The sequence below is a fragment of the Enterococcus sp. CR-Ec1 genome, from assembly GCF_002850555.1.
In the GTDB taxonomy this organism is placed as follows: Bacteria; Bacillota; Bacilli; order Lactobacillales; family Enterococcaceae; genus Enterococcus_D; species Enterococcus_D entomosocium.
Window position 1 is genome coordinate 2,650,020 of record NZ_CP025223.1, and the last position, 26,999, is coordinate 2,677,018.

The 26,999-nt window shown below is 43.1% G+C and carries 22 protein-coding genes, 1 tRNA gene and 1 other annotated feature; of the genes, 4 read left to right on the forward strand and 19 right to left on the reverse strand.

Going from position 1 to position 26,999, the window contains the following annotated elements; genetic code table 11:
- Positions 1-49: 49 nt before the first annotated feature.
- The 4 genes from CXM95_RS12755 to CXM95_RS12770 form a co-directional block, all read right to left on the reverse strand.
- Positions 50-3,139 (reverse strand): alpha-mannosidase, encoded by a 3,090-nt coding sequence (locus CXM95_RS12755; RefSeq protein WP_008379133.1) that lies wholly within the window; start codon positions 3,137-3,139, stop codon positions 50-52.
- Entirely contained in the window at positions 3,136-3,966 is an 831-nt protein-coding gene (locus CXM95_RS12760) for a carbohydrate ABC transporter permease (protein WP_008379135.1), read from the reverse strand. The genes CXM95_RS12755 and CXM95_RS12760 overlap by 4 nt, the downstream gene beginning before the upstream one ends.
- Before the next feature lie 9 nt (positions 3,967-3,975).
- On the reverse strand, positions 3,976-4,869 hold the full coding sequence (locus CXM95_RS12765) for a carbohydrate ABC transporter permease (RefSeq protein ID WP_008379138.1): 894 nt from the start codon (positions 4,867-4,869) through the stop codon (positions 3,976-3,978).
- Positions 4,870-4,954: 85 nt separating this feature from the next.
- Complete coding sequence (locus CXM95_RS12770) at positions 4,955-6,325, reverse strand: extracellular solute-binding protein (RefSeq protein WP_101699230.1); 1,371 nt, start codon at positions 6,323-6,325, stop codon at positions 4,955-4,957.
- 220 nt (positions 6,326-6,545) lie between these two features.
- Between CXM95_RS12770 and CXM95_RS12775 the strand changes: the two genes are divergently transcribed.
- The gene (locus CXM95_RS12775; RefSeq protein ID WP_008379142.1) at positions 6,546-8,687 is read left to right on the forward strand and encodes a helix-turn-helix transcriptional regulator; all 2,142 of its coding nucleotides are present in this window, start codon (positions 6,546-6,548) and stop codon (positions 8,685-8,687) included.
- Between the two features lie 149 nt (positions 8,688-8,836).
- On the opposite strand, the gene CXM95_RS12780 is transcribed toward CXM95_RS12775, so the two are convergent.
- Genes CXM95_RS12780 through CXM95_RS12800 form a run of 5 tightly spaced genes read right to left on the reverse strand, consistent with a single transcriptional unit; the run spans position 8,837 to position 13,187 of the window.
- On the reverse strand, positions 8,837-9,574 hold the full coding sequence (locus CXM95_RS12780) for an SIS domain-containing protein (RefSeq protein WP_005234557.1): 738 nt from the start codon (positions 9,572-9,574) through the stop codon (positions 8,837-8,839).
- Positions 9,575-10,825, reverse strand: a complete 1,251-nt coding sequence (locus CXM95_RS12785) for a PTS ascorbate transporter subunit IIC (protein ID WP_005234555.1) — start codon at positions 10,823-10,825, stop codon at positions 9,575-9,577. It lies immediately after the preceding gene.
- Positions 10,826-10,827: 2 nt separating this feature from the next.
- Positions 10,828-11,109 carry a PTS sugar transporter subunit IIB gene (locus CXM95_RS12790; protein ID WP_005225413.1) on the reverse strand — a complete coding sequence of 94 codons (282 nt, stop codon included), beginning with the start codon at positions 11,107-11,109 and terminating at the stop codon, positions 10,828-10,830.
- A 12-nt stretch (positions 11,110-11,121) separates the two neighbouring features.
- Positions 11,122-11,550 (reverse strand): PTS sugar transporter subunit IIA, encoded by a 429-nt coding sequence (locus tag CXM95_RS12795; protein WP_005234553.1) that lies wholly within the window; start codon positions 11,548-11,550, stop codon positions 11,122-11,124.
- A complete protein-coding gene (locus CXM95_RS12800) occupies positions 11,547-13,187 on the reverse strand; it encodes a BglG family transcription antiterminator (protein ID WP_086297632.1) in 1,641 nt (546 codons plus the stop codon). The genes CXM95_RS12795 and CXM95_RS12800 overlap by 4 nt, the downstream gene beginning before the upstream one ends.
- A gap of 201 nt (positions 13,188-13,388) precedes the next feature.
- Between CXM95_RS12800 and ypfJ the strand changes: the two genes are divergently transcribed.
- Positions 13,389-14,279, forward strand: a complete 891-nt coding sequence (ypfJ, locus tag CXM95_RS12805; RefSeq protein WP_086297635.1) for a KPN_02809 family neutral zinc metallopeptidase — start codon at positions 13,389-13,391, stop codon at positions 14,277-14,279.
- A 284-nt stretch (positions 14,280-14,563) separates the two neighbouring features.
- Here the strand turns inward: ypfJ and CXM95_RS12810 are convergent, their stop codons facing one another.
- The 6 genes from CXM95_RS12810 to CXM95_RS12835 form a co-directional block, all read right to left on the reverse strand.
- The gene (locus tag CXM95_RS12810; protein WP_086297638.1) at positions 14,564-15,379 is read right to left on the reverse strand and encodes an ABC transporter permease subunit; all 816 of its coding nucleotides are present in this window, start codon (positions 15,377-15,379) and stop codon (positions 14,564-14,566) included.
- Positions 15,376-16,260, reverse strand: coding sequence for an ABC transporter ATP-binding protein (locus tag CXM95_RS12815; RefSeq protein ID WP_016613660.1), 885 nt, complete (start codon positions 16,258-16,260; stop codon positions 15,376-15,378). Before CXM95_RS12815 ends, CXM95_RS12810 begins: the two co-directional genes overlap by 4 nt.
- A gap of 445 nt (positions 16,261-16,705) precedes the next feature.
- A complete protein-coding gene (locus CXM95_RS12820) occupies positions 16,706-17,536 on the reverse strand; it encodes an energy-coupling factor transporter transmembrane component T family protein (RefSeq protein WP_005234547.1) in 831 nt (276 codons plus the stop codon).
- Entirely contained in the window at positions 17,526-19,235 is a 1,710-nt protein-coding gene (locus tag CXM95_RS12825; RefSeq protein WP_086297640.1) for an ABC transporter ATP-binding protein, read from the reverse strand. The genes CXM95_RS12820 and CXM95_RS12825 overlap by 11 nt, the downstream gene beginning before the upstream one ends.
- A 26-nt stretch (positions 19,236-19,261) precedes the next feature.
- Positions 19,262-19,816: an ECF-type riboflavin transporter substrate-binding protein gene (locus CXM95_RS12830; protein ID WP_101699231.1), complete on the reverse strand. Its 555-nt coding sequence runs from the start codon at positions 19,814-19,816 to the stop codon at positions 19,262-19,264.
- Complete coding sequence (locus CXM95_RS12835; RefSeq protein ID WP_042890452.1) at positions 19,813-20,661, reverse strand: SAM hydrolase/SAM-dependent halogenase family protein; 849 nt, start codon at positions 20,659-20,661, stop codon at positions 19,813-19,815. Before CXM95_RS12835 ends, CXM95_RS12830 begins: the two co-directional genes overlap by 4 nt.
- Positions 20,662-20,753: 92 nt before the next feature.
- Positions 20,754-20,993, reverse strand: a binding site (T-box leader).
- Positions 20,994-21,624: 631 nt separating this feature from the next.
- Between CXM95_RS12835 and CXM95_RS12840 the strand changes: the two genes are divergently transcribed.
- Positions 21,625-21,706, forward strand: a tRNA-Leu gene (locus tag CXM95_RS12840).
- Positions 21,707-21,799: 93 nt separating this feature from the next.
- Here CXM95_RS12840 and CXM95_RS12845 read toward each other — a convergent pair.
- On the reverse strand, positions 21,800-23,452 hold the full coding sequence (locus CXM95_RS12845; RefSeq protein ID WP_101699232.1) for a peptide ABC transporter substrate-binding protein: 1,653 nt from the start codon (positions 23,450-23,452) through the stop codon (positions 21,800-21,802).
- A gap of 562 nt (positions 23,453-24,014) precedes the next feature.
- Between CXM95_RS12845 and CXM95_RS12850 the strand changes: the two genes are divergently transcribed.
- Complete coding sequence (locus CXM95_RS12850; RefSeq protein ID WP_005234539.1) at positions 24,015-24,467, forward strand: DIP1984 family protein; 453 nt, start codon at positions 24,015-24,017, stop codon at positions 24,465-24,467.
- Positions 24,468-24,702: 235 nt separating this feature from the next.
- On the opposite strand, the gene CXM95_RS12855 is transcribed toward CXM95_RS12850, so the two are convergent.
- The 3 genes from CXM95_RS12855 to CXM95_RS12865 all read right to left on the reverse strand — a co-directional run bounded on the left by CXM95_RS12855 (position 24,703) and on the right by CXM95_RS12865 (position 26,990).
- Complete coding sequence (locus CXM95_RS12855) at positions 24,703-25,419, reverse strand: NADPH-dependent F420 reductase (protein WP_042890453.1); 717 nt, start codon at positions 25,417-25,419, stop codon at positions 24,703-24,705.
- Complete coding sequence (locus CXM95_RS12860; protein ID WP_015509212.1) at positions 25,412-26,473, reverse strand: LLM class flavin-dependent oxidoreductase; 1,062 nt, start codon at positions 26,471-26,473, stop codon at positions 25,412-25,414. Before CXM95_RS12860 ends, CXM95_RS12855 begins: the two co-directional genes overlap by 8 nt.
- Positions 26,474-26,627: 154 nt before the next feature.
- The gene (locus tag CXM95_RS12865) at positions 26,628-26,990 is read right to left on the reverse strand and encodes a TIGR02328 family protein (protein WP_016621441.1); all 363 of its coding nucleotides are present in this window, start codon (positions 26,988-26,990) and stop codon (positions 26,628-26,630) included.
- Positions 26,991-26,999: the final 9 nt, after the last annotated feature.

Here is a 26,999-nt window from a genome sequence, read left to right on the forward strand (position 1 = left end):
CACAACCAGCAGATTCTCCGCTATAAATGGAGAATCTGCTGGTTTTAGTTTATCTCAACTCAAAATGAAATGTTTTTATTTCGAAGGGTGACAAGGTAAATGAGACTTCATCTTTCCACTGCTCATTATTTAAAGGTATCTCCATTAAATCTGTTTCTTGCCAAAAACTGCTTGGCAACTGCAATGTAACCTTTCTAGTTCCTCCCGTGTGATCATGTAAGCGTAAAATCCACCCTTTGCCGGTTTCTGCTTGCTTGATGGCGTCGATGGTAACTGAGGTTTCACAGTCTATTTGCAACGGAAGCAACCAAGAATGTTCTCCGTTAATAACCGTTAATGGCGAGTTGAGGGACCATGCTTCTTCCATTGTTCCTCCATCGATGGCATCGTGCTCGTGGGCATAAAAACTGTAAGTAAATTTGTGATCGCCATCGTCAGCCAGTGGATCAGGATAGATAGCGCCTTTAAGCAAGGTCAAGCTTAATTGATTTTCCTTAACAGCATAACCATATTTACAGTCATTCAATAAACTTACCCCACAATATTTTTCTGAAAGATCTGCCCATTGGTGGCCTACTGTTTCAAACTGAGCCAATTGCCAACTGGTATTAGCATGGGTAGCTCGTTTTACATTTCCGTACTGAATATCAAATACTGCTTCAGTTGATCGAATTGCTGCATCAAAGTTTACCTTCAACAGTTGTTGGCGTTCATGCCATGACACGTTTGTAAAAAAATCGATTCGTTGTGTATGAGCATAGACCCGCATTTCCTGATGTATCTGCGAATTACCAAACGTATACTCAAATACTACGGAAGCGTAAAGCGCATTATTTGAGCGTAATCGTATTTGATCGGCTTGAAGCACTGTTGGTTTTTCTTGATAAAAACTATCGATATCCCATGCATCGTAATTTAAAGGTTTGTCTTCAAATAGCTGAAAAACATTCCCTTTTCCTTCCAACATTTCTCTACCTAGTTTCTTATCAAAAATGCTGATCAAATTTCCCGATGTTTCCCATAAAATTCGCAAACGATCGGTCTCAAGCGCTCCCTCTGTGAACTCAGCGAGCGGTTTGATGTCTTTATTTTCTGCTATCGGTTGAAACTCTATCATCACCTGACTCATTGGCGGAACATTTGTCACAAGAACAGACTGTTTTTCTCCATCAAAATAAGCCGGAAGTTCTTTTCCTTGTGAATCAATAAAGCGACCTTCTTGTAAAAGTGGAAGTTCAATCAGTTCATTCCTTGACCAGCTAGCTGTATTGTTGACTGTATACTTTTGATTAGCAGGTCCATCTAATTGTTCAAATAACTGTTGAATGGTCTGAGTCACGACGGCAAACTCTGCTCTATGGTCTTGATAGACTTCTTTGATCGAAGAACCAGGAATAATATCGTGGAATTGATTACGAAGAACCGTCTCCCATGTTTCAAAAAGCGGATCCTTAGGATACTCGTCTTCTTTGCTGGCTGCTAAACATGTATAGAGAATCTCAAGTTCCCGTAGAGCAATTTCAGCTTTTCGATTCATTTTTTTGACAAACGCTTGCGAGGTATAGGTTCCTCGATGATATTCCAAGTACAATTCGCCATCCCAACGAGAGACCAGCGACTTATTTCGTTCTACTGTCTGATGCAGTCGTTCAAAAAAGGCTTTCGCTATTCCTGTTTTGACTTGCGGCAATCCTGGAATCTGGTCAAGGCGTCGTCGATTTTCCAGCATCTCTCTAGTGACACCGCCTCCGCCGTCCCCATGACCGTAAGACAGCAGAAATTCTTGATTCAAACGCTTGTCTTGATATCCGTCGTAAATTCCTTGAACGGTCCCCGGAGAGAGCGTTCCATTGTAGGTATAAAACCATTCTTCTGCCCATTCATCCGTTTTACCATCAACTGGCGTGGTGATAAAATGCGTCAAAATATCTGTCCCATCGATTCCCCGCCAATAAAAGGTATCATGAGGCATCCGGTTATATTGATTCCAGCTGATTTTGGTCGTCATAAACGTCTCAATACCGGATTTTTTCAAGATTTGGGGCAGTGCCCATGAATAACCGAACACATCCGGAAGCCACAAGAAATGCATTTCTTTGTCAAATTCTTCCTTCACAAATTTTTTCCCATGGAGTATCTGACGGACCAATGATTCGCCTGACGGTATATTGCAATCGGCTTCCAGCCACATGGCTCCGTCCACTTCCCAACGGCCTTCTTTGATCCTCTTTTTGATTTTCTCATAAAGTGCTGGATAGCTTTCTTTGACATATTTGTATAGCTGAGGTTGGGTTTGTAAGAAAATATATTCTGGGTATTGTTCCATCAAACGTAAAACCGTTGAAAAACTGCGGACAGCTTTTTCCCCTGTATGCTTCAGCCGCCACAACCAAGCAACATCGATATGTGTATGGCCGATAGCCGTCACAGTGATCTCCGAAAGTTTAGGTATTTTTTGCAGTTCTTGATTTAAATAATGATCAGCTTCCTCAACGCTATGGTAAAAAGAGATAGATCCGGGTACCTGCCACTGAATCAAACGAAAGGCATCATCTAAAAGACTCAACAGCTTGTATCGTATCGGTTCATTTTCCGGTAACCCATCGATAGTTTTCGCCATCATATCAGCGAGAAAGAAACAGTCATCAGCAGCTAAGTGTCGTTTTGCCAAACAAGCTTGCCGAAACTCATGCCGTTGAATGACTTCAGACCCACCGCCTTCCAAGCCCGACCATAGTTTTAAATCAAGTCGGATGGTTTTCCCTCGGTAATGATCCGCCAGAAAAATCTCTGTATGATTCGAATCGACACCCTGATAAGGTTCACCATCGATCAACAGCAAGGACTCAAAGCCTGAATTATAGCCACCACCTGTACGACCAAAATCGATCAGTAACCATAAGTCTTCCTCCTCTGGAACTGTCAATTCATGATGAGCCCAAATATAACGGTCTCTCCCTTGCCAGAAATCGCTAACTGAAAGTGTAAAGTCCCACTCTTCTGGTGGGTGTTTTTCCGTTTTTGACTTATCTTCTTTTGCCGACCACATTGTAAGGTCTTGTACTTTTTGAAAACGATACGCTTTTAGTTCAGCGATTCGTTTCGTTAATTTTTTTGTCGTATGAAATGGATCTTTCATCCTTTCGTCGCTCCTCCCATGCTAAATCCTTTAGACATATACGTTTGTGACAAAGCATATAAAATGACGACTGGTAAGGTATATAGCACCGAAAAAGCGGCTAAACGGCCATAATTGACCATACCAAAGTTGCCGAAAAACTGAAAGATCGAGACTGATGCCGGCATTTTTTCGGGTGACTGAATCAAAATATAAGGAACAAAGAAGTTGCCCCAGCTTCCAGTAAAAGTAAAAATACCAACCGTACAAATACCTGGAACCATCAGCGGCGCTACGACTTTTCGCACCCCTTGCCATGTTGAAGCCCCATCGACCCAAGCGGACTCTTCTAAGTCGATTGGTACCGAATCCATAAAGTTCTTCATCATCCAAATCCCATAAGGCAGTGAGGACGCCGTCAAGAAAAACGTCACCGCCAGTAACGAATCTTGAAACTTCAAAAAGATAAACAGTTGATAGACCGGCACGATGACAGCAGTCATCGGTAATGAGGTCATGAACAGCACCGCCATCAAAAAACTTTTTTTATATCTTAGCTGATACCTCGACAAGGGATATGCTGCCAAAACACATAAGACAACAACTAAAATCGATTGACAGCCGGACAAAAGCAAGCCGATTCCGAATGACCGAATGATAGTTTGATCAGAAAGGATCGAAGCAAAATTTTCAAATGATACTGCTTCAGGTAATTTCAAAGTTTGAATAGCGCCCGGATCAATAGAGGCGATCAGCATCCACAACAATGGGAGCAAAAACAATAAGGCTAATACTGCCAAAAGCAGATAATGAATCATGGTCTCCAATTTTTCACTGCGTTTTACCATTTTTTTCACCTACACTTTCACTTTCAGCATTTTCATATAAATCAAGCTTGCGGCAGCACCAATCAGTAGCAAGACCAGCGAAATCGCTGTTCCGTATCCTAGCTGATAGCTCACAAAAGCTTGTTTGTACATGAAGACCGGCAGGGTTGCAGTCTGATTGCCGGGACCACCACCAGTCATAGTATAAATCAACGTAAAGACACCCAATGTCTGCAAAGTGACGAGCATCAAATTCGTTGCAATGGTACCTTTGACCATCGGTATCGTAATTTTTCGAATCACTTGCCAGCGGCTGGCGCCATCCATAACTGCAGCTTCCTCTACTTCCTTAGGGATCTCATCTAAAGCGGATTGAAACACCATCATTGAAAAAGCGGTTCCTCGCCAAATATTGGCAACCACAACGCTTATCATAGGAAAAGCAAACAGCCAAGCAACCGGCTCAAATCCCATCAGTCCCATCAACCAATTAGCTGTTCCGCTATCTCCTAAAAAAGCGACCCAGCAAAAGGAAACAACGACTTCCGGCGTAACCCATGCAGCAATGATGATCAGACCAACGACTCGCCGAAAGGCTCGATTTTTCTCCCGCATCATAAATGCAATCAAAAAACCTAAGAAACATTGACCGATCACTGCAGAAAAAATGACAAAAATCAAGGTTCGTACGACACTAGTTTGAAAAGCCGGATCATTGAACATGCGCACAAAATTTTCAAAGCCGATGAACCGCAATTGACTTGCTTCAGCACCGGTCAGAGCCAAGTTCGTGAAGGAAAAGATAAAAGTTAAGATAACTGGACCAACAAAAAATATCAGCAGCAAGAGCCAACTGGGAAATAAAAAAATCAACGCTTTTTTACTATTGGACATTTGCTGCTCTCGTTTTAGCGAATTTTCCATTCTTTTCTCCTTTCTTTTTTTAAAGAGAAGAAACGTTAGCCTCCATTCGGATTGTTTGCTGCAATTCCTTCTCTTTATTAATGATTTAGTTAACGGCATCGTCTCCAACGATCCTTGTTACATTGGCGGCATAATCACTAGCTGCTTCTTCCGGTGTCTTGCTGCCAGTGGCAACTGATTCAACCATTGTTTGGATTTCTACTGAAACATTAGGATATTTGTCATCTGCCGGACGGAAATGAGCATATTGTAAGAAAGAGGTTGCTTGCTCAATAAAAGGTTGCTCCTTATATTCAGCTATTTCTGCTGAATCGTCTCGGACGGTTAAATTCCCTTCAGCGATTGCTCGTGCAGCTTGCTGTTCTTTTCCACCGAGTGCTTGAACTACTCGCCATGAAGCTTCTTTATTTTGTGCTTTTTCAGGAATGGCCCATGTCCAACCTCCGGACATGGTCGTAAATGGCGGTTCACCACCATTTTGTGTAGGCATGGCTGCAAAACCAAAGCGTTCTGTCATATTCTCAACAGGAGTTGCCCCATTTTCGGCCCAGTTACCGGCACTCCAAAAGCCATCTAGAAGCATACCAACTTCGTCATTAGGAAATTTATCTTGGAACATCACAGATCCGTAATTGCTGTTGATCGCAACGGATAATGATGGTCCTAATTGTTTTTGGTTATACACTTCATCAATGAAAGCCAATGAATCAATGATTCCTTGTGTATTTACTTGCCATTTACGCGTTTCACTATCAAATAATGTATCTTGAGTACCATATAAGAGCATCTGGAAAGTCTGCATGGAAACCGACTCACCATTGGCTTTAGCCACACCTAATCCTAAGGGGATCACATTCTCATCGGAAGCTTTGATTGCTTCAGCTGCCTCAATAATCTCCCCCCAAGTTGCTGGCTGCCAGTCTTCAGGCAGACCGGCTTTCTTAAAGACATTTTTGTTGTACCAAATCCCGCGAGAATCAGAAGTTCCTGGAATGGCATACGTACTACCATCTTCAGCAATGACACCAGCTTTTAAGTTTTCTGTATATTTATCCCATTGATCCCAGTCAGCAACATATTCATCAAGATTGGTTAAGTAACCGGCATTTGCATCAGAATTCAACATAAACGAATCCTCTGCCACTACATCAGGTGCTGTGCTCTCCGATTGCATAGAAAGAGCAACTTTTGAAAAATAGTCTCCCTCACTTGCGGTAATCGGAGAAAGTACGATTTTAATGTCCTCATTTTCTTTCTCAAATTGTGGAATAAATGTTTCTTCCAAATATTGGGTCATTTTATCGTTTTCCCCGGTATTGCGCCAAGTAACCTTTATCTCGGTTTTCCCCTCTGCCCCGTCCCCATTTGACGAGCCGTCGCTGTTCCCACAAGCAGCTAAAACCATTGGTAGTGTCATTAGAGACAGTAATGATACAGCTTTTCTTTTCATCGACATAATCGTTCCTCCTAAATTTTTTCATTTTCTCTTGCTTAAAGTAAGCGCTTTAAATATAGCCTGTTTAGCCATTGTTGAATATCATTATTATTCGTTGAAATATACACTTTTTACTCTTAATATCAAGTTTTGTAGACAACTACAAATAATGATGATTTGACTCAAGCTAATTTATCTCTATAATCAATGTAAACGTTACCAAAAAAAGAAAGGAGCACTTATGAAATCAAAAACATATCGAAAAATATTCTTAACCTTTTTAACGGTAATCATTGCATATACTATTTTTATTATGGTGATTGTCATCAATAATGAAGTTAATCAGCGGAAAACTGAACAAACTACCCAAAGTATTATGACGCTAGAAAACAGTGCTTTTCGCATTGATCAGCAACTTCGATTTGCCCTCAATTCAATGAAATCTTTAGCAACAAAAGAAAGTATTATACTGTTTTCCCAAAGTACTGAATCTGATTATGCGCTGTTTTCAGCGATGTATGATGAAATTCGTGAAAACTATTTATTAATGAATCAGTTTGAATACTCTATCGGAATCTTGAATCCAGAAAATCATATCATCGTAAGTTCTGACGGCTATTTTGTTTACAATGATTTCTTTTCCTTCTTGAATATAGAAACAAAATCCGGGCTTCTTTCCGAAATGCTGGCAGATGCCAGCTTCAGTTCCTCCATCTTCGAAACCCTTGATCAACGGCTGATCATGCTTCATAAAGAGCAAGTAGAGAATCAGACCCTCTACTTCTTTGCCTACTGGAAAAAAAATGAACTACTGTCTCCAATGAATCAAGGACTACAAGTTATCGATCAACAATATCCTTCTAGTAAGACTAGTTCACCGATACTTACTGATTTTACACAAAATACCATTCAGCATGAGACCCAATCAGATACTATCGTTTTTATAAAAAATTCAGAGGTGCTCCCTTTTGCCAATTATGAATTGACAACCGCGATTCAAAGCAGTTTTCCACTCTCTACAATTTCGTCCTTTCTCCTTCCATTAATGGTTTTGATCGTACTGGGTGCTTTGATCGTCATTTTCTTGAGTAAGCGGATGTACAAACCTTATCTAGAAATATTAGATGAAATCAAAAAGAGTAATGTTGATATTTTAACAGTTGATGATATCAACTTAGCTTTGCACCAGATAATCGAGTCGTCTAGTTCGATCAACCAGCTCCAATCCCCTGTCTCAGAAGAAGTAAAGGAACTATTCTTGAAGAATCTGCTTTACGGAAAATATACGTACAATATGAGCAAGAGTTTACTGCCCACTTTCCATCTTGAAGGCATAGAAAAACGTGGGAGTTTTGCTTTTCTGACCTTCTCAGGCGAGATGGCGGAAGAAGCCACTTTTAATGAAACAGAGATCATTCATGTGCGAAAACAGTTGATCAAGAAAAATCTTCATATCAAGTGTTATGATATCATCAGTTTTTCCGAAAAACACCTTGCCATTCTTTTTTATGATCAGGAATTTTCACAAATCATGAAAGAGATCGATCAATTGAAACTAACAATCGAAGACAGTTTGAACTTAAGAATGACTTACTTGCTATCAAAACCTTTTCATTCTCTTGAACATTTTATCGAAGTCTTTCATGAAACCTGTCAGTGGTCAGATGAATGCAATGGCGAAGATCAGTTCCATCAAATACCGGTTCCAACATCCAATGCTCTTCATAAAATCAATTATACCGTTGATGAGGAACAGTTATTGATCCAATATTTCAAAGTAGATGATTTTGTCCATGCCAGAGAATTATTGCAACAAATCGTGGAGATCAATATTTCCAGCAACCATTCCCTAGGCTTCCTTCAGGAATTTTCAACCGCTCTGATCTTAACAATAAAACGAATTGCTGTGATCAAAGAGATTTCCTATCCTGAATTCTACAATCAAAATAAGAAACAATTTCTTTATTTAAGAAAAGGGTTTTCAGATCCCGATGTGAAAAAAACGATTTTTTCCCTTTTTGACACGCTGATCACTCAGATCGAAACCATGGAAAAAAATAATGGATCCAAAATAGATGAAATCATTCAATATATTAATAGCAACTATTGCAGCGACCTCAGTTTAACAGATATTGCCCAGCAGTTTCATCTAAGTGAAGCCTATTTAAGCCGGTTGATTAAAGAACGACTGTCCATGTCCTTCAAACCATACGTCAATCAACTACGTGTCGAAAAAGCCAAACGTCTGATGAGCGAACAAGAAAGTTCAATCAATGAAATTGCTAGTAAAGTCGGCTTTAAAAATACCAATTCCTTTATTCGGGTATTCAAACAATTTGAAGGGTCGACACCTGGTACTTATCGTACCAATAAAATTCATTAAGCTCTAAAATTCTAATACAAAAAAAACGATCTGAACGAGATTTGACCACTACATTTACGAATTGATTCCCCCAAGAAAATTCGTTCTATTAGTAGTTTTCAAATTTTTCGTTCTGATCGTTCTAATAAAAAGATAAGTTACTTATACAGTCACAGCTGATAATGGATCGCTTCTTGGTACTTTTCAAACAGGGACTGGTTCAATTCATCCCCGCCGTCTAGGTTCGCTGAGTAAAAAATCGGCGGATAGTCGACACCGGCTTCTTTTAGTTTTTGGCAAACTTCAACGATAATCGCATTTAAGATCGTTGCGCCGACTACGGTGGATGTAGGTCCGACTTTTTGTTCTACGTCTGGAATCGTACACGCAGCATCGCCAATCTCCCCATGATTGTCGATGACGATATCCGCCGTTTCAAACAAACGCAAGCCTGATGTATGACGGCTGCTGACTGTTTTCGAATAGGTAAGGTTCGTTAATGCGATGATCTTGACCCCTTTTTCTTTGGCATGAAGCGCCATATCGATGATAACTGGATTTCGCCCAGACACCGAATGCAAGATCAGCACATCGCCTGCTGTAAAGGGCTGGGTCGCCGCCAAGGCACTACCGTAGCCTTCTAAGCGCTCCATTTTACTAGTGAAGGTGATTGGGCTGCGATCAAGCATCAGTTCTCTTCCAAAGATCGCGTTGATCGTCATCATGCCGCCTGCTCGATAATACATCTCTTCGGCTAAGATCCCAGCGTGACTAGCGCCAAAAATGTAGATGGCTTTTTTGGTCAAGTTGGCTTGCGTCAGCAATTCAATGGCTTGCTCAATCGCTGGTGCTTCTTTTTCTTCTACAATAGACAATAGTTCTTTTGCTTTTTCAAAGTATTGAAACATTTAAAACCCTCCAAACAGCTTGCCGATCAATTCACCAAGGATGCCCCATAGAGATAAATCGTTCCCACCGAAAATCAAGATCCAGTTTTGAATCGTCGTTGAGAATAACGCTGCAGAGATCCCAACGAGTGCTACCATAACGACAGAAGCTGTGATCGTACCAATAATGGCCCCTCGCAAGCCCCCTTGTCCTTCACCGATCACCGCAGCACCGCCACATTCAAAGAAGCTGGTGATGACTAAAGGAACGATCAAAATGCCAAAGACGTTGGTGGTATTGGCAATCACCACTAAAATCGTTGAGGTGATCATCGCCACGATAAAGCCGATGATTACAGCATTTGGACGGTAGTTGAACAAGATTGGCACATCAAAAGCTGGTTTTGCTCCAGGAACGACTTTTTCTGCGATCCCTTGAAAGGCGGGAATGATTTGGTTGATCAATAGACGTACCCCATACAACATGATCAATAATCCTGCACCGAAGTTCAAGCCAGCATCAACCGCAAACATCACCAAGTTGCCCCCTTCAGGAACTAATACGGGCGCAATCAGACCGATAACGATATTCATCAAAAACATCACTAACGCGCCAGTAATCGATATTTCACGGAAAAACGATAGATTTTCTGGCACTTTCAAATCTTCCGTCGATTTTTCTTTGTTTCCGACCCGTTTTGCAACAAAGCCTGAAACCAATGACAAGATCCCCGTTGGATGACCGATCAAGAATGAATCATCGCCTGTGGCATCCCACACATATTTACGCATGATCCATGGCATGAAGGACCAGTAACAAGCAGATAGAACCGCCCCTAAGATCAACAGTGGGATTCCGGTAAGTCCGCCTTCAACGCCCCCAGCGACGATGACGAATGGGAACCACCACAACATGTGACCGGTGAGGAAAATCGTCTTCACAGGTGTAAAGCGAGCAATCAATAAATGAATGATCAGGCCGAAAAACATCGCTAAACCAACTGTTCCGCCGTATTCTGCCGTAAAGGTGATGTCAGAGAGTCCATCTGACACAGCAACGCCTAATTGGGTTTGAACCGCAGCATTGATCGGTGCGATCGTTCCCACCAACATGTTTACCCCAGCCGTCAATGCCACCATCCCGAAGGAAGCTGTTAAGGTTCCTTTAACAACTTCTGCAAAAGGTTTTCTTTGTACCAATAACCCAATCATGGCAATAATCCCCAATAGGACTGGCGGATTTTTTAAAATATAATCCGTGACAAAATTCATGATTATCCCTCTCTTTCAGCTAAAAATTTTTCCATTTGCTGTTTGACTTCTTCTTTATCCATATACTTTTTGATTGGATAAACGGGTGCTTTCACGGATGCTTTTAACTCATTCAATAATTCATTACTCGTAAAATAGACATCTGCTGGTGTCGCTTTTGCCGTTGATAAATCAGTATTCTCGGCAGTTGCCGTCAACCCTAACTCTTTGATCACCTTATCGATCGTCATCTTCAATACCATTGAGCTTCCTACACCAAATCCACATACTGCCAAAATTTTCATATTCTTTTCCTCCTAATGGAATAATTGACAAATTTGTTCCCGATCGCCGTTTAATATCACGTTGTATTTTTCTTCATCCATAAAGATCGCCATGATCTCTTTCAAGCTTTCTAGATGGCTTTCACTATCTGCGGCGGCTAAGACAAGAAATATCCGCACCGGTTTGCCCTCAAGATCGATGGGCTGTTTCGTTACTAAAAGGCTCATACTTTGCTCCAAAACCCCTTCTCCAGGACGGGCATGCATCAGCGCAAAGTAATCCGCCAACACCATGTAAGGACCATTTTCTTCCACGCTTTGAATCATCGCTTCGATGTATTCTGACGTGATCAGCGCTTCATCGAGCAAGGGCTGACTGGCTAATTTTACGGCTGAGCGCCAATCTGCCACTGTCTCATCCGTCTGTATATGCTTCTCAGGCAAATAATCCTTCACTTTCATTCTGATTTAACCTCCAACATTTTTGATAGGAACCATTCTTTGTTTTCGATTCCTTGCATGATCAATTTCATCATTGGTTCCACCTTTTGCGTCTCATCCTCTCGGATCATCAATAAAATAATGATGTCCGCTTTTTGGTTGCCCCATTCTACTGGCTGATCCAAAAGCAGGATCGAGATCGCTGTTTTTTCGACATAATTCGGATTGCCATGAGGGATGGCAAAGCCATTATCTAAATAGGTTGATTGTAGCTGCTCTCTTTCAATGACGGATTGCCGAAACTGCGCTTTTCGTTTTTCATCACTAAAAGGGGTTTGTTCGATCAAAAAATTGATGGCTTCTGTTTTGCTGGCAAATCGCTCGAAAAAGACGGTTGGCTGGATCATCGATTGGGCTTGAAGAAGTAAACCATTTTGATCGACCACCGCCTCATTATCGATGACTAAATCGATGTAGTGATTCATGATCCGCTTCATGTCGCGATTGGTCACCATAGGCGAGATCCGCACCACAGGTTTTTGAATCCCTACGAGATCGATAGTTGAAATAATAAAATCGATCGCCGAAATGTCCATCTGCTTTAATTTTTCTACTGAAACGGTTTCGATACTGTCGATCTCTGGCAGAATGCGACGGATTTTCGCAGAGACAAATGAGCTAGTGCCGACGCCATTGGGGCAGACAAAAATGATTTTGTTCATGCGGCGCATTCGCTCGATTGCTGCTTGAAAATGGATCGTGACAAATCCGATCTCATCATCAGAGATCCCCACTTGATACGCTTTCAAGAAATCATGAAGCGAGAACCAGACCACGCCATACAAGGCAGGATAGTTTTGTTTGATTTCTTCTAACAAAGGGTTGATGACTGTGGTTTGCGCTTCGATCCGCAGCAGTAGTTGATACAGATGGATCGTCACATCTTCTTCCAAACGATTGTCTTGGGTCAAGTCGGTGCCTAAGCCTTCGCTGATCTTTTGAATCAAGTTACGCACTTTCCCCCGAAAGACGAAAGGAACTTTTTCACTTTTCATAAAAAATTTCAAGCCGCTACCTACAATTAGGTAGGTTAGATATTGCACTTCTTTTGGTGAAAATTGATAAATGTGTTGTTCTTCGATTTCTTTCAGTAGCTCATAGACTAACGGATATTTGTCGAACTCCAAAAACAGCTTCCCCACTTGGCGGTTTTCTTCAATCACTAAGCTTTCCGCATGACTCGCCCGCTCGATCAGCAGCACGATGGAAAGGACAATACTTTGGATATAGCTGTCGGGCATTTCCACTTGTTTTTCCATTAACGCTCGACGAAAGGCCTGATTTACTTCCTGGTATTTCGCAGGTTCCACCAACAAGGAAAACGCCGCTGGTTGATCCAGCATCATTAAGCAAAAGCGTTTGAGCACTCGATGGATCTGGGATTCACTTCCTTCAAAAAATGTACCTGAATTATCAAATCTCAGACGTAAGCTTTCTTTTTGAAACAGCTCTTTTAAATAAGAAATATCTTTTGCAATACTGCTGCGGGAAACGAAATAATCCTCTGCTAACTGCTGATAGCTGAGGTGCTCGCCAGCAATCAACCGTTTAAAAATCAAAATCCTTCGTTCCGATGTCCCCGAATAATTCATTTTCATACGCTCACCCTCTACATCTATTTTATTGCTACTGTACCAAATTAGAAGGCTAATTGTTAGATTAAAGAATGATTAAAAGGAGTGTACACTTTGATTTTTAAGGCTCCTGAAGGCATTTTATAACAATTTCAAGGCGCTTTTTTTCACAATCTGCCGCCTTTCTCTTATAATTAAGCTAGGATTTCTATAGGAGGAGATAACATGAAATGGCGTGGGGGTAGACAAAGCAGCAATGTCGATGATCGAACGGGGCGATCATCTGGCTCAGGTGGGATGTTGGCTGCTGGTGGCGGGATCGGTACGGTGATCATCGCTGTTTTATTTTTCCTGTTTAGCGGTGGTGATTTAAATTCGCTGCCGGATGTCTTGGGTGGCAGCGGACAAGCAGCCAATTACCAGACAGAAAATGTGGGCACCAGTGAGTACACGGAAGAAAAAGAGTTTTCCGCAGTCGTGTTCGGCTATTTAGAAGATTACTGGCAAGACGTTTTTCAAGAGCGGCAAGAAACCTATCAAGACCCAACACTCGTATTATTTACGGGAAGTGTCCAGTCGGCATGCGGCTATGCCACGTCACAGGTTGGTCCGTTTTATTGCCCAGCAGATGAGAATGTGTACCTTGATCTGAGTTTTGCCAATGAGCTTTCTGATAAATATGGCGCAAGCGGCGACTTTGCAATGGCCTATGTCATCGCCCATGAAGTCGGTCATCATGTGCAAAATGAGCTGGGGATCACCCAACAATTGGAAAAAATCCGCCAGCAAGTTTCAGAGAAGGAGTACAACCAGTACAGCGTTCGCTTGGAGTTGCAAGCTGACTACTTAGCTGGTACCTTTGCGAAATATTTGCAAGGCGAAACCTATCAAGGACAGCCGATTTTAGAAGCTGGCGATATTCAAGAAGCGATCACGGCTGCCAATGCCATCGGGGATGATACGCTGCAAAAAGAATACCAAGGCTATGTTGTTCCAGATAGTTTTACGCACGGCACATCGCAGCAGCGCGTGGACTGGTTTAACCGTGGCTATCGTTATAGTGACTTAGCACATGGCGACACCTTTAATGTCGATAGCCTTGATTTGAGCAAGTAGCTTCAACTAAAAAAACACTCCGTAACAGCATGAACCGCCTGCTGCTTCGGAGTGTTTTTAGGTTCTGGGTGTCCCTTCAAGCCTTTTGGTGAAGGGACACTTTAGGCTTTCTTAACTTTCGCAACGATTTTTTCGCAAAAACGTGCCTGCTTCGTCATACTTTTTTCACATTTCGAGACTATTATATAAGCATACCAACAAACAACCCTAACACTTTTTCATTTTTACTCCTTTGCCTGTCAGTCCCCGCTGACAGGCTCTTTTTCGTCTTTTGATTGTAGTGCTCAGACCTGCAAGTCTTTGCGCTCGTAACGGTAAAAGGTGCCAAAGAAACACAATACACCGATCAGCAGTACCCATAGGATTGATGTGGCGCCGTTATCCATGAGTTGGACGGGTAATGCCATCCGCACAGGCGAAAGTCCTGCCAGCCATTCCAATTTATCGTAGAGTTCCCCCACGATGCCGAGCAAATACAGACCAAACACGCAGCCTAAGCCGACACTTGCGGTTTGTTTGCTGGAACGCAAGATCGTGGATAAAAAGAAACCTAGACAGAGGAAGAAGACTAAGACACCATACTCGGCAACGAAGATTTTGCTGATTTCTTCTATAAAAGAGGACAGGTCGTCTCCTGGTAGTTTGAATAGAGCAAACGAGGCCAGACTACTGCCATAGGCAATCAGCCAAAAGCCAGTCAGCAGCAACAATCGGGCGAGGAACTTCCACCCAGCGATTTCTCTGCGGCTAATAGGCTGAGCATATAAATACTCGATCGTTCCTTCTGATTCTTCAGTGATCAGACTGTTCAAGCCTAAAAGCATCCCATAAATACACGCGGCGATAAATAAGTATTGAAAGTAGTACCCGAAAAAGCCTGTCGGTGAAACCAAGCTTGAGGGTCCTGTCAGTTGGATGTTAAAGATGCCTAGTAATTCTGGGCTGAAAGAGCCCAACATCTGGTCTAAGGACGTTTTCATTTCTGGCGTGATCATTTGAGGATAGATAGCCGTAAATGCAAAAATGATTGCTGCAAAAAGGATCGTCCAGACCAGCCAGCCTTTGAAGGTATTTTTAAGGTCGATTTTCATTAAAGTCATTTTTGAGAACCTCCTTCATAGAGCAGCATAAATTGCTGTTCAAGGGTTGGGTGTTCGATCGTGAACTCTTTAATGGCAGGATTGGTTAAAAAATGTGCCAGCTGATTCATGTCCCCTTGATAGAAAAAACGCAAGCTGTGTGATTCCTGAGCAAGAACTTGCACGTTTTCCAAGCCGGCTAATGAGAGACTCCCCTCATTCGTGAGCGTTACAACTTTGCCGAAATTTTCTTCCTCACTCAGTTCTTTCACGGTGATGATCTGTCCTTCACGAATAAAGGCGGTCCGATGGGCATAGGTCTGAATTTCATGCAAATCATGGCTAGATAGAAAAATCGTCATCCCCTGTTTGTTTCTTCTAAGGAGCTCTTCAAACAGCCGTTTTTGAATCAAGGGATCTAAGCCATTGGTCGGTTCATCTAAAATCAACATTCTCGGTTGTGCAATCAAGGCGCTCGCAAGCCCGACTTTTTTCTTGTTGCCCAAAGAAAGTTCTGCGATCGATTTGTTTGGATCAATTTGAAAAAGCTCCATCAAATTCTGAATCTCTTTTTTTGGCTGCTTGACTTGATGAAAATCTGCCGTAAATGCCAGCAATTCTGCTGTCGTCATTTTTGAATAAAACCGTACATCACTGGAAACATATCCAGTAAACGTCTTGATTTCTTTGGCTGCTTGTTGGCAATCTCGTCCAAAAATCGCCGCATGCCCTGCATCCGGTTTAATAAAATTCAACAATACTTTGATGGTCGTTGATTTTCCCGCACCATTTGGTCCGATAAAGCCAAAAATCTCTCCTTCTGCCACTTGCAATGATACATTCTCGATGGCGTACTTCTTGTTGTATTGTTTGCTTAATCCGTTGATCGTAATGGCATCCATCCTGTCCCCTCCTTGTACTGCTTTGATGCCATCAGTGTAGCCTTATTTCGTGTTTCCGTCAATCAAAGACCTAAAAGGGTTCCGCTGGAATGTTTTACGAAAATCATCAAAAGATTGACACACTTCTATTACTTTCTCTTCCGATATTTTTCACATTTTCCCGCTATTATCAATACATACCAACAAACAACCCTAACACTTTTTCATTTTTACTCCTATCCCGCCAGTCCCCGCTGGCGGGCTCCTTTTTTTTATCGGCAAAAAAACGCAGACCTAGCAGCAACTGGCTTTAGCAAATGTAGCACTCGCTAAAGTCAATTGACTGACTGTCCTGCGTTTTTTGTCTCGATCATTTATGGGACCGGATGAATCAGAGTTGATTCATCCGTCCCACTTTCATTATTGACAATGAGTCCGTTTTTTTAAGTTTTCATGTGTTGATTTGTTAACGAAACGGATTGTAGAAGCGTCCGCCATTAAGGACCATCAAGAACAATCCAAGCGCCACGATCAAGCAAACGACAGCAATCGCCAAGAGATCTTTGCCTTGGATCGGCTTAGCTTTCAGCCAGGTACGCTGCTTATGCTTGCCAAACCTTCTTAGCTCCATGGCAGCAGAAATATGGTCGATCCGTTCCAAGCTGGAAAAAATCAAAGGAATCGCGATCGCGACATTGCCTGCCACTCGTTTGCGCAAAGGTGCTTTTTTAGAAAGCTCCACGCCACGTGCTTGCTGCGCTTTGGCAATGGTTCGAAAATCCTCTTGAATATCAGGGATGTAACGCAAAGCCAGTGCGACTGCATAGGCGATCTTGTAGGAAATCCCGATGCGGTTGATACTGGACGCCAACTCGCTTGGATTAGTGGTAAACAGGAAAATCAACCCTGGCGGAATCGTGACAAAATATTTGATCAACAGATTCAACTCATAAAACACTTGCTCTTGGGTCAATGTATACCGACCGATCCCTTCGAAAATCACGTGGCGCGTCCCATAGATCTCCACCCCGTATTCTGGAGCGAAAAGATAGACCGCCACCAAATTCAAAATCGAAAAGAAGATGATAAATTTTAATACAAAAGCGATATCTCGGTAGCGAATTCCAGCACTGGCAAATAGAAAGACCGAAAACAATGCCAGTCCAATAAGAAAACGCGTATCATAAGAGATCATCCCGATAACGGATAGCAGCAAAAAACAAATCAGTTTTGCGGCACCGCTTAATTGGTGGATCCACGTTTTGCGGTCAAGATAGCCGATTAGATTACTCTCCATCGTGTCCCTCCTTCTCGCTGGCAATGAAGGCGGCAGTAAAAGCGGCGGGATCTGTCAACTGGTTAAGGGTCGCCAGTGTATACAAGCTGGTTTCTTTAAGGTTCGCGGCACTCACCACTTGTTTGTCTGCTAAAACAACTTCTGGCGGTGCGTCCAGCAAAATCGTTCCTTGCGTCAAAACGATCGTCCGCTGTGTATACTCCAACATCAGGTGCATATCGTGGGTGATCATAACAATCGTTAATCCCCGCTGGTTCAACTCCTGTAAAAATTGCATCATTTCGGTGTAATGGCGATAGTCTTGTCCCGCTGTCGGCTCATCCAATAAAATGAGTTCAGGATCTAAGACGAGGATCGCTGCAATGGCGGCTCGGCGTTTTTGCCCATGACTTAGTGCCGACAATGGCCATGAGCGAAACGGATAAAGACCACAAATTTTCAAGGTCTGATGAACTTTTTCTGTGATTTCAGCCTCTGGGACATTTCGGTTGCGCAAGCCTAAGGCAACTTCGTCAAACAGGAAGTTTTTTGACAGCATTTGATTGCTGTTTTGCAAAACATACCCGATTTTTTGCGCTCGTTCTTTGATGGAATCATTGCCCATGTCTGTTCCTTGCCAAAGCAACTTGCCAGAAGTCGGTGTCAAAAAGCCGGTAATCAAATGGGACAAGGTCGATTTTCCTGCGCCATTATGCCCAACCAAACTAATCATTTCTCCTTGATGGATGGTAAAATCCAGTGCCTGCAAGATTGGTTTGCCCACTTGGTAAGAAAACGATAAATTCTTCGCTTCCAACAACGGCGGCTGTTGGCTAGGAAGTGCCGATTTCGGATATTCCTTTTGAAACCTAGTCAGTTTTTCGGCAATCTCAGGTGATGCAAATGCTTCTACCGCGACCAAATCAGCAGCATCGGTCACAGGAACCCCCGCTTTTTTTAAGGCGGCTAAATACAGTGGTTCACGAATGCCGACTTGCTGCAGCATTTCCGTTTTTAATAGTTCATTCGGTGTACTGTCGGCAATGATGCGGCCTTCTTCCATCACGATGATGCGATCGACAGCGGCGGCTAACACTTCTTCTAAGCGATGTTCGATGATGATGGTAGTAAAACGCTTCTCTTGATACAGCTGGTCGATCATTTTGATGGCTTCCACACCTGTTTGCGGATCTAAGTTGGCTAGCGGCTCATCAAACAGTAGAATCGGTGTTTCATCGATCAAAACACCTGCCATTGAAACACGCTGCTTTTGGCCACCCGATAATTCCTGCGGTTTTTTTGCCAAATGATCCATTAAGTCGGTCTTTTCTGCCCAAACGCGCAGCGCCTCCTGCATCACAGCTTGACTACGCTGATCGTTTTCCAAGGAAAACACGATATCTTCTGCTACGGTCAAGCCTACAAATTGGCTATCGGTGTCTTGCAGCACCGTGCCGACGGTCAAAGACAGCTCGTAGATGGAAGCTTGCCCAAAGGCATTGGTACCGATCGTCAATGCTCCGGTACTACTACCTTCGTCATTTTGCGGGATCAAACCGTTCAAACATTTTCCTAATGTACTTTTGCCAGAACCGCTAGCACCGACGATCAGGACTTTTTCTCCTTCATAGATCGTTAGATCGATGTTTTTCAAGGTCGGTTCCGCTTGTGCATCATATTGGAAAGAAAAATTCGTAAATTGAATGATTTTTTGTTTCATTTTTTAGCCTTCACACATTTCTTTGTTTAGGATTCCTTGCTCAAGCTGCCTTTTTTGGTTTTGGTTTGGGCATAGGCTTTTAGCAGGATCACTCCGATTATCCCAGTTACGACTGTGTTGGTCAATCCCGCAATGACTCCTTGCGCAAAGACTTTGTTCGCTGGTTCGCCATAGATCAAAATATCACCGATTGGGGCAATGATCACCCAGACGACCAAATTTGCGATCGATTCACCAATCAAGAAGGTCCGAATTTCTTTAGCGCCAAAGGTTCCTTGCTGGATTGGAATCCAACGAGTCAAAAGTCCGAAGAACACCCCTAAGATCCCAGAGGCGGCGATCCAAGACCACCACGGACCATAAGTCGTCAAATCTCCTAGGGCATGGCCGATAAAGCCCGCTAAACCAGCAACGATTGGACCGTAGACAACGCCTACTAATGCCAAGAAAGGATAGGCTGTGGCGATATCTGTATTTGGAAAACCAGTCGGAATCGTGACGAAACGTTTTAAGACGAAAAAGACGGCAGCACCGATTCCGATAGCAACAATGTGTTTTACTGTAAATTTTGATTGATTCATTTTTCATTTCTCCTTTTTTTGAGGGTAATTTTCCAATTCGTGCCAGTCCCGATTTTATAGGTTTCAGCAAATGAAGCCAAGTTGAGCCCTAAACCAATATTCAATAGGGAATTGACATATAAGACAGGTTCATTTTCCGACACTTGCGCAAAAGAGCGTCCGAAACGCACTTCTTCTTGATAACGCAGCGTATCTTGGTAATAAATACTGACGAGCAGCGGCTCATTGTACTGTACCTGCCATTGCTTAAAGAACGTATGGGGAATATTCGTCCACAACGAACCAAAACGAATATCAAGAATATCGATCGTGCCAGTGATCGTTTCTGCTGTTTGGCTTGGCTTTTCAATGGCAAAGACTTGGATCGCTTCTTTAGGTTCGGGTGTTCCTAGCTCATCAAAGCTGATGGCGCCACTGGCGAGACGCGCGGCGTTATACATATAAACATCCCGACCATGAAATGTATGGCTTTCGGCTGATCCTGCCAACCGCTCAGTTGCCTCATTGATCACCCGTAGTTCAGTGATTCCGATATAAGTCGCTAAATAGGTCAGTGTGCCATTATCTGGTGTCAAAACCAACTGTCCGGTCGCCAACTTGGCAACCACACTTCGTCGATCAGACCCTACGCCAGGATCGACCACTGAAACAAAGACCGTTCCTGCCGGCCAATAGGTGACGCTTTGCAGCAGACGATAGCTGGCATCATGAATGTTGTATGGCTCGATCTCATGAGTCAAATCAGCAATGACCAGCTCTGGTGCCACTTGATAAGCTACCCCGTACATCGCATTAACCGCTCCATCTTGCAAACCAAAATCGGTTTGAACCACTAATTTGTGCATTTTTCTCTCCTCCCAACAACCTTTCTCCTTTTTAACAAAACCTGCGCTTGAAACAGCTGACCGTGCAGACACAAAAAAAGCCCTTAGCCAAAGCTAAGGGCATCACCTGCGGTACCACCTTAATCTGCAAAACCTTCACAGGCTTCACCTCATTCAGTACCCGAAAACACTCGGAGACTGTCGCTTGTTAACGGGGCAACCGTATTTTCCTAATTAGTCAGAAAATCCGCTCCAAAGTCATTTTCAAATCATTCGTTGTCGTTCCTTCCCACCTACCGGAACTCTCTGCTAGACAACTTCCTTGATTCTACTTTCTTTTTCATCGCGTTTGCATTTTGTTTCATTTAAATTATCAAAGCTTGTGCCTTTTGTCAATTCTCTTTTAAGAAAAAATTCAAACAGAAGGCATAATTTGTCAAAAGATTCACGCAATTCCTAAATTTCGCTCGAAAATTCTTCATATTTTCTCGGTATGATACTTGTATACCAACAAACAACCCTAACACTTTTTCATTTTTACTCCTTCCCGCCAGTCCCCGCTGGCGGGCTCCTTTTTGTCTTCTGACTGTTTTACATGGTTTCACTTTTTCTTGGCGATTTCTTCTCAGAATTCTGTTTGATTCGTCAACTTTTTTTCACATTTTCACGCTATTATAAATGCATACCAACAAACAACCCTAACACTTTTTCATTTTTACTCCTATCCCGTCAGTCCCCGCTGGCGGGCTCCTTTTTGTCTTCTGATTGTTTTATCTAGTTTCACTTTTTCTTGGCGATTTCTTCTCAGAATTCTGTTTGATTCGTCAATTTTTTTTCACATTTACACGCTATTATAAATGCATACCAACAAACAACCCTAACACTTTTTCATTTTTACTCCTATCCCGCCAGTCCCCGCTGGCGGGCTCCTTTTTGTGAGATTGGACTTGCATTTCTTCCTAGAAAGGATTATCTTTATCTTATGCGGAAGTGGCGGAATGGCAGACGCGCACGCTTCAGGCGCGTGTGAGTTTATCTCGTGTGGGTTCAACTCCCATCTTCCGCATTTAGCAGTTCAGCTTTCTGAACTGCTTTTTTTGTTGCAAAAAGCGCATGTTCATCGAATAAACATGCGCTCTTCATTCAGCTATCTTTCTCCTTATTCACTGACATAGGCGGTGCGGAAAAAGAAATGCGCGCCATAGGCTGGGAATTGGATGTCTTTTACATTTGATTTGATCAGATAATTTGAAGCACTCTGGTATAAAGGGACTTGCGCAGCATCTTGTTCCAACAATATTTCTTCTGCCGCTTTGTAATCTTCAAAATATTGATCGGGGTCATTGGCATGAAGGGTGCGAGCATCTTCCGTCAATGCCGTATATTCTTCGTTGACATAGCCGCCGTAGTTAAAGGAAGCGCCATTTTTGTATAAGATAAAGAACATATCCATGTCACTACTTCCAGCGATCCAGCCAGAAACGGAAAGCTCGTAATCACTATTTGCTCTTGATTGATTCAAGCTGGCACGTGGCTGTTTGTTGATGGAGATCGACAAGCCTGGCAAGTTTTCTTGCAGTTGGCTTTGCAAGTACTCCCCGATTTTTTGACCATTGTCATCATCTGTCACTAATAAACGCAACGTCGTACTTTCGCCAATTTCCGCTTGGGCTTTTTCCCACTCTTCCTTGGCCGCCTCTAAATCATACAAGTTGTAATCACCGCTATATGCTCGAAAATCTTCGCCAGTATTTGGATTCGTAGCTAAGCCGGTGGGGACCAGCCCGTTTAAAACTTTCGCTCCATCGTTCAACACATTATCCACGAGACTTTCTTTGTCGATCGCCAACGCGATCGCTTTACGCACATGAACATTTGACAAGGCATCGTTGGCCGTTTTGTTAAAGTCTAAGAAAAAGTTCGCAACATCATTTTGCGTAACTAGCTCTTCATTGTCTCCATATTGTTGAACGTAGATCCCACTGATTTTTTGCAAATCCAGGTCGCCGCTTTCAAACAATTGGATCCCAGTATTTTCTTCTTTGATGGTGGAGCCTTTGATCTCCTCCAATTGAACGACATCAGCATCATAGTATTGGTCATTTTTCACCAATGTCCACTCATCCCCAGTCTGTTGCCAATCGGTCAAGGTAAAGGGACCAGAATACAGCAAATCTTCACTTGTACGAGCATAGGTATCACCTTTTTCTTCAACAAAGGCTTGGTTTTGCGGTGCCAACCAGCCGATGGAAATCAAGGATAAAAAGGATGGCTGTGGCTGCTCCAACTGCACGATAAAGGTCGCGTCATCTGGGGTCTCCAGACCAATCGTTTCTATATCAGCATTGCCTTCACGAATGTCTTTACTATTAACTACATTATCTAACAAATAGGCGTTAGGTCCCATCGTTGCTGGATCGACTAACTTTTTCCACGAATAAGCAAAGTCAGCTGAAGTGATCGCTTCGCCATTGCTCCACTTCGCATCCTCTCGCAAGGTAAAGGTATAGGTTTTGCCATCTTCACTGATTTCGACTCCTTCTGCCAAGCCCGGAACTGGTTCACTGTTTTCATCGAAACGGTAAAGCCCTTCGAATAAATGTTGAACGATGGTAAATGTTGCTTTATCCGTCGTTTGAGTCGTATCGAGAGTCGTCAGCTCAGCCGGTAGACTCACCGCAATCGCTTGATTCGGCGCTCCGTTAGTTTCAGCCTCTGATCCCTCGGTATTTCCTGTTGTCGTGCAGCCGGAAAGGGTCAACCCAATCACTCCTGCTGCAACCAATAAACGCTTCTTCCAGATCATTTCCATTCTTCCTCCTATGTGATTGCGCAACCAACGCAAGTGTTTTTCATGACGGCAAAAAACGCATTCATCGATAAAAAGAAAAAACCTCATCCCTTTGCTTATCAATTTTGACAAACAAAGGGACGAGATTTTCGTGTTACCACCCTTTTTCGCACCATCCTCACAAATGGCACCTCAACAGTACGCTAAGATACTTGGCACGATAACGGCTGCTTTCCGTCTGATTTGCGTGAACAAATCAGATCACTCAGAGCTCATCTTCACTTTTTTTCTGCTGCCCTTTCTCACCATCCGGGTTCTCTTCTAACAGATTCCAAAGCTACTCTTCTCTTCATCGTCTTTCTTTTTATCTAAAAAACAGGTAAATGACGTTTTTTTGTCTATTTCATGATTGTTATAAAGTATACTATTGGTGTTTTTGGAAGTCAACAAGAATTGCGAATATTCAGTTTTTTATGATTTTTCTGGCAGACCTTTTTTTGCATCTTGCTTGCCTTTCATCACGTTCTTCTCTAGGATAAGAACTAGATAAGCTGTTCTCATTTGTAAAAAGGAGTGTGCCAAAATGAAATTAGCAGAAGCGTTACTTTTAAGACGGGATTTGAACAATCGTCTGTTTCAATTACGTAACGAGATCTCTAGCAGTGTGTTAGTCCAAGAAGGCGATACCTTGGATCGTAGTATCACAGAATTGTTCAAGGAATACGATGAGATCAATCAACAATATTCAGAATTAGTCGTTGCCATCAATCGGAAAAATGCGACTGCCTCTTTAGCAGATAGTGCGTTATTGCTGATGGAAGCACTAGAACAGCGAGAACAGCTGCGCCGCAAGCATGCACTGCTAACGCAAGCACTGGATGAAACCAAAGCAGCTCCCCGAATAGGTCGCAACGAAATTCGACTGGTGCGTACGATCGATACAAAAACGCTAACGGAGCAATTGAATGCGACCGCCAAGCAGCTGCGAGAATTAGATGGAAAGATCCAACAAACCAACTGGCTGGTCGATCTTTAATCAATATGGGTGGGTGTCAAAGGCGAGCACAAAGCAGGTACAGGCTGATATGTACACTATGGAACGTCTGGCAGAGACGTAAACGTAACAACCACTGCTTACGAATCACAATCGTAACAATCACATTGTATTTTTTAGCGACCACGTGCTGATTTGACTGGATGGGAAAAACCCTCTTCTTTTTTGAGAAGAGGGTTGTTTTTATCGTATCCAGTCGTACATGGAGGCGGCTCTTTTACTGCGAAGCCTGCTGCTTGTTACTCACAGCGGAAGGACGCGCCAGAAACGCTTGCCCTTTCTCACTGCTCCAAAACTCCTTCATCAATGCCGTCAATCCCTCTTTGGTTTGATTGGCACCAAAGAAAGGACTGCCGGGTTCCAACATGATGCCATTAGCTAAAGCACCGATAGGAAAGGGATCAAAGCCGAAAGCGTCAACGATTTCGTCTGTCTGATCGAGGGCGGTTTGGTCATCACCAGCAATGGCGATGGCTTTTTTGGCAGTTCCTTGAGCAGCCGTTCTCGTCAGCAAGGATTCCTCTTGGATGTCGTGGTACCCCATATGATTGAATCCTTTGACTACTTTACTTTGGGAAAAATAGCGTTGCACACGTTCCGAAGAAGTCTGCTCGATCGATGAGTATTCTGTTTCTTTGCCATCGACTTCCCACCAATAATTCATGGCATCGATCACTAGCTTACCAGCCAAAGCTTCTGCCGGCAGCTGTTGGTACTTACTCAACGGAATGGCCAAAATGATCGTTTGAGCTTCCGCCATCACTTCAGCGGCATTTTTTGCGATTGCTCCCGGAGCCAACACAGAAACGGACAAGGCGATTTTTTCTGCTGGCTTCGTACTAGCAATCAAGACCCGATAGCCCGCCTGGGCACCAAGATTTGCGAGCGCTAAGCCTAACTTGCCTGCGCCTAAAATACCGATGGTTTTAGGCATTGCCATCACCTGCTGCCAACAATTCTTTCACCCGTGGAATCACTTTGGTTCCATACAATTCAATCGTTTTGAAACGGTCTTTTTGCAGCTGTCCGCCAGTACCGTAAACCAGATCAAAGCGTTCTACACCGACTTGCGGCATCATACGGGCGATTTTTTGCGCCACGGTTTCTGGACTGCCTACATAGTAAGATCCATGTTCGACTTCAAAGTCAAAGCGCTCTTTGCTCATGGCTGGCCAGCCGCGATCAAGACCGATTTTGTCCATGCTCTTTTTGATGTAGTTCCAGCCGATTTCATAGGCTTCTTCGTCGGTGTCGGCGATCACACCATGGGAGTGCATGCCGATTGGCAGAATCGGTTGCCCCAATTGCTGCGCTGCCTTCTTATACAGATCAACATAGGGCGCAAAACGAGCAGGTTCGCCACCGATGATCGCTAACATAACGGGAAACCCATAACGGACGGCACGAATGATCGATTCAGGGGTTCCACCGACACCCACATAGGTATCTAATTGGTGTCCCTCGATTTTTGGAAAAACGTCGGCATTTTTTAAGGATTGCGTGAACTTGCCTTCCCAAGTTAATGGTTTGCCTTTTCTCAATTCACTGAACATCGCTGTTTTTTCTTCAAATAGTTCTTCATAATCTTGCAAGTCATAGCCGAATAGAGGGAATGATTCAGTAAAAGATCCTCGTCCCAGCATGATTTGTGCGCGACCGTTCGACAACGCATCAACGGTCGCGAACCGTTCGTAGACCCGCACGGGATCATCCGAACTCAAGACAGTTACACCGGTACCTAATTTGATGGTTTTGGTAACCATTGCTAAAGCCGCTAGTACCGTATCAGGACTTGAGATCGAATATTCTTCCCGATGGTGCTCCCCTAAGGCAATGACATCGATGCCGACTTCATCGGCTAATTTTCCTTCCGCTACGATATTGCGCAACGATTCGCTGTAACTGATCCGTTCTTTCGTTGTATCATCAAAGGCTAGATCGCCAAAAGTATCTAACCCAAATTCAAGATTTCTATGATTGATGGTCATTTTCTTTTCCTCATTTCTCATTACTGATTCTCTTTTCTCACTATAACAAGGAACAAAAAAAGTTGCGAACAATATGCTTACTTTTTGTAAGTTAACGATTTTAAAGCGAAAAAAAACACTTTCCCGAACAAAAATTCAGGAAAGTGTTTGGTCTTTAAAGATAGATCCCCTTATGATGGAGATTCACTAAGCATTCTTCCAAGTATGCTTCATCATGTTCTGGATAGATCGGCGTAGTCAAAGGAACAGCTTGAACGGAGGGTTCCAGCGGCAGATTTTTGCCACGATACGCTGGATCGTACCATTCAGGTGCTGGCCGATAGCCTCGATAGGTCATTTCATCCAGCACTAACTGATGGTATTGAAACAATTTATAGGGTGGATGAGTAAAAACGTAATCGACGGTTGCATGCTTCTTGCCCCAGCCTAACCCTCGTAAGGCTGCTGCTTCACGATGCTGGCCTAACAGCTGCTGCCGAGGCAAAGCAGGTATCAGTGCTTCATGCCATAAGCGCATCGGTTCAGC

What these genes read in the sequence shown, in the direction of transcription:
- CXM95_RS12795 (WP_005234553.1), bottom strand. Translation starts at nt 11,550, where the DNA reads ATGAAAGTGAAGGATTATTTGCCTGAGAAGCATATACAGACGGATGAG.
- ypfJ (WP_086297635.1), top strand. Translation starts at nt 13,389, where the DNA reads ATGAAATGGCGTGGGGGTAGACAAAGCAGCAATGTCGATGATCGAACG.
- CXM95_RS12765 (WP_008379138.1), bottom strand. Translation starts at nt 4,869, where the DNA reads ATGGAAAATTCGCTAAAACGAGAGCAGCAAATGTCCAATAGTAAAAAA.
- CXM95_RS12770 (WP_101699230.1), bottom strand. Translation starts at nt 6,325, where the DNA reads ATGTCGATGAAAAGAAAAGCTGTATCATTACTGTCTCTAATGACACTA.
- CXM95_RS12825 (WP_086297640.1), bottom strand. Translation starts at nt 19,235, where the DNA reads ATGAAACAAAAAATCATTCAATTTACGAATTTTTCTTTCCAATATGAT.
- CXM95_RS12860 (WP_015509212.1), bottom strand. Translation starts at nt 26,473, where the DNA reads ATGACCATCAATCATAGAAATCTTGAATTTGGGTTAGATACTTTTGGC.
- CXM95_RS12815 (WP_016613660.1), bottom strand. Translation starts at nt 16,260, where the DNA reads ATGGATGCCATTACGATCAACGGATTAAGCAAACAATACAACAAGAAG.
- CXM95_RS12785 (WP_005234555.1), bottom strand. Translation starts at nt 10,825, where the DNA reads ATGAATTTTGTCACGGATTATATTTTAAAAAATCCGCCAGTCCTATTG.
- CXM95_RS12830 (WP_101699231.1), bottom strand. Translation starts at nt 19,816, where the DNA reads ATGAATCAATCAAAATTTACAGTAAAACACATTGTTGCTATCGGAATC.
- CXM95_RS12855 (WP_042890453.1), bottom strand. Translation starts at nt 25,419, where the DNA reads ATGCCTAAAACCATCGGTATTTTAGGCGCAGGCAAGTTAGGCTTAGCG.
- CXM95_RS12850 (WP_005234539.1), top strand. Translation starts at nt 24,015, where the DNA reads ATGAAATTAGCAGAAGCGTTACTTTTAAGACGGGATTTGAACAATCGT.
- CXM95_RS12835 (WP_042890452.1), bottom strand. Translation starts at nt 20,661, where the DNA reads ATGCACAAATTAGTGGTTCAAACCGATTTTGGTTTGCAAGATGGAGCG.
- CXM95_RS12800 (WP_086297632.1), bottom strand. Translation starts at nt 13,187, where the DNA reads ATGAAAATGAATTATTCGGGGACATCGGAACGAAGGATTTTGATTTTT.
- CXM95_RS12865 (WP_016621441.1), bottom strand. Translation starts at nt 26,990, where the DNA reads ATGCGCTTATGGCATGAAGCACTGATACCTGCTTTGCCTCGGCAGCAG.
- CXM95_RS12775 (WP_008379142.1), top strand. Translation starts at nt 6,546, where the DNA reads ATGAAATCAAAAACATATCGAAAAATATTCTTAACCTTTTTAACGGTA.
- CXM95_RS12760 (WP_008379135.1), bottom strand. Translation starts at nt 3,966, where the DNA reads ATGGTAAAACGCAGTGAAAAATTGGAGACCATGATTCATTATCTGCTT.
- CXM95_RS12845 (WP_101699232.1), bottom strand. Translation starts at nt 23,452, where the DNA reads ATGGAAATGATCTGGAAGAAGCGTTTATTGGTTGCAGCAGGAGTGATT.
- CXM95_RS12790 (WP_005225413.1), bottom strand. Translation starts at nt 11,109, where the DNA reads ATGAAAATTTTGGCAGTATGTGGATTTGGTGTAGGAAGCTCAATGGTA.
- CXM95_RS12780 (WP_005234557.1), bottom strand. Translation starts at nt 9,574, where the DNA reads ATGTTTCAATACTTTGAAAAAGCAAAAGAACTATTGTCTATTGTAGAA.
- CXM95_RS12820 (WP_005234547.1), bottom strand. Translation starts at nt 17,536, where the DNA reads ATGGAGAGTAATCTAATCGGCTATCTTGACCGCAAAACGTGGATCCAC.
- CXM95_RS12755 (WP_008379133.1), bottom strand. Translation starts at nt 3,139, where the DNA reads ATGAAAGATCCATTTCATACGACAAAAAAATTAACGAAACGAATCGCT.
- CXM95_RS12810 (WP_086297638.1), bottom strand. Translation starts at nt 15,379, where the DNA reads ATGACTTTAATGAAAATCGACCTTAAAAATACCTTCAAAGGCTGGCTG.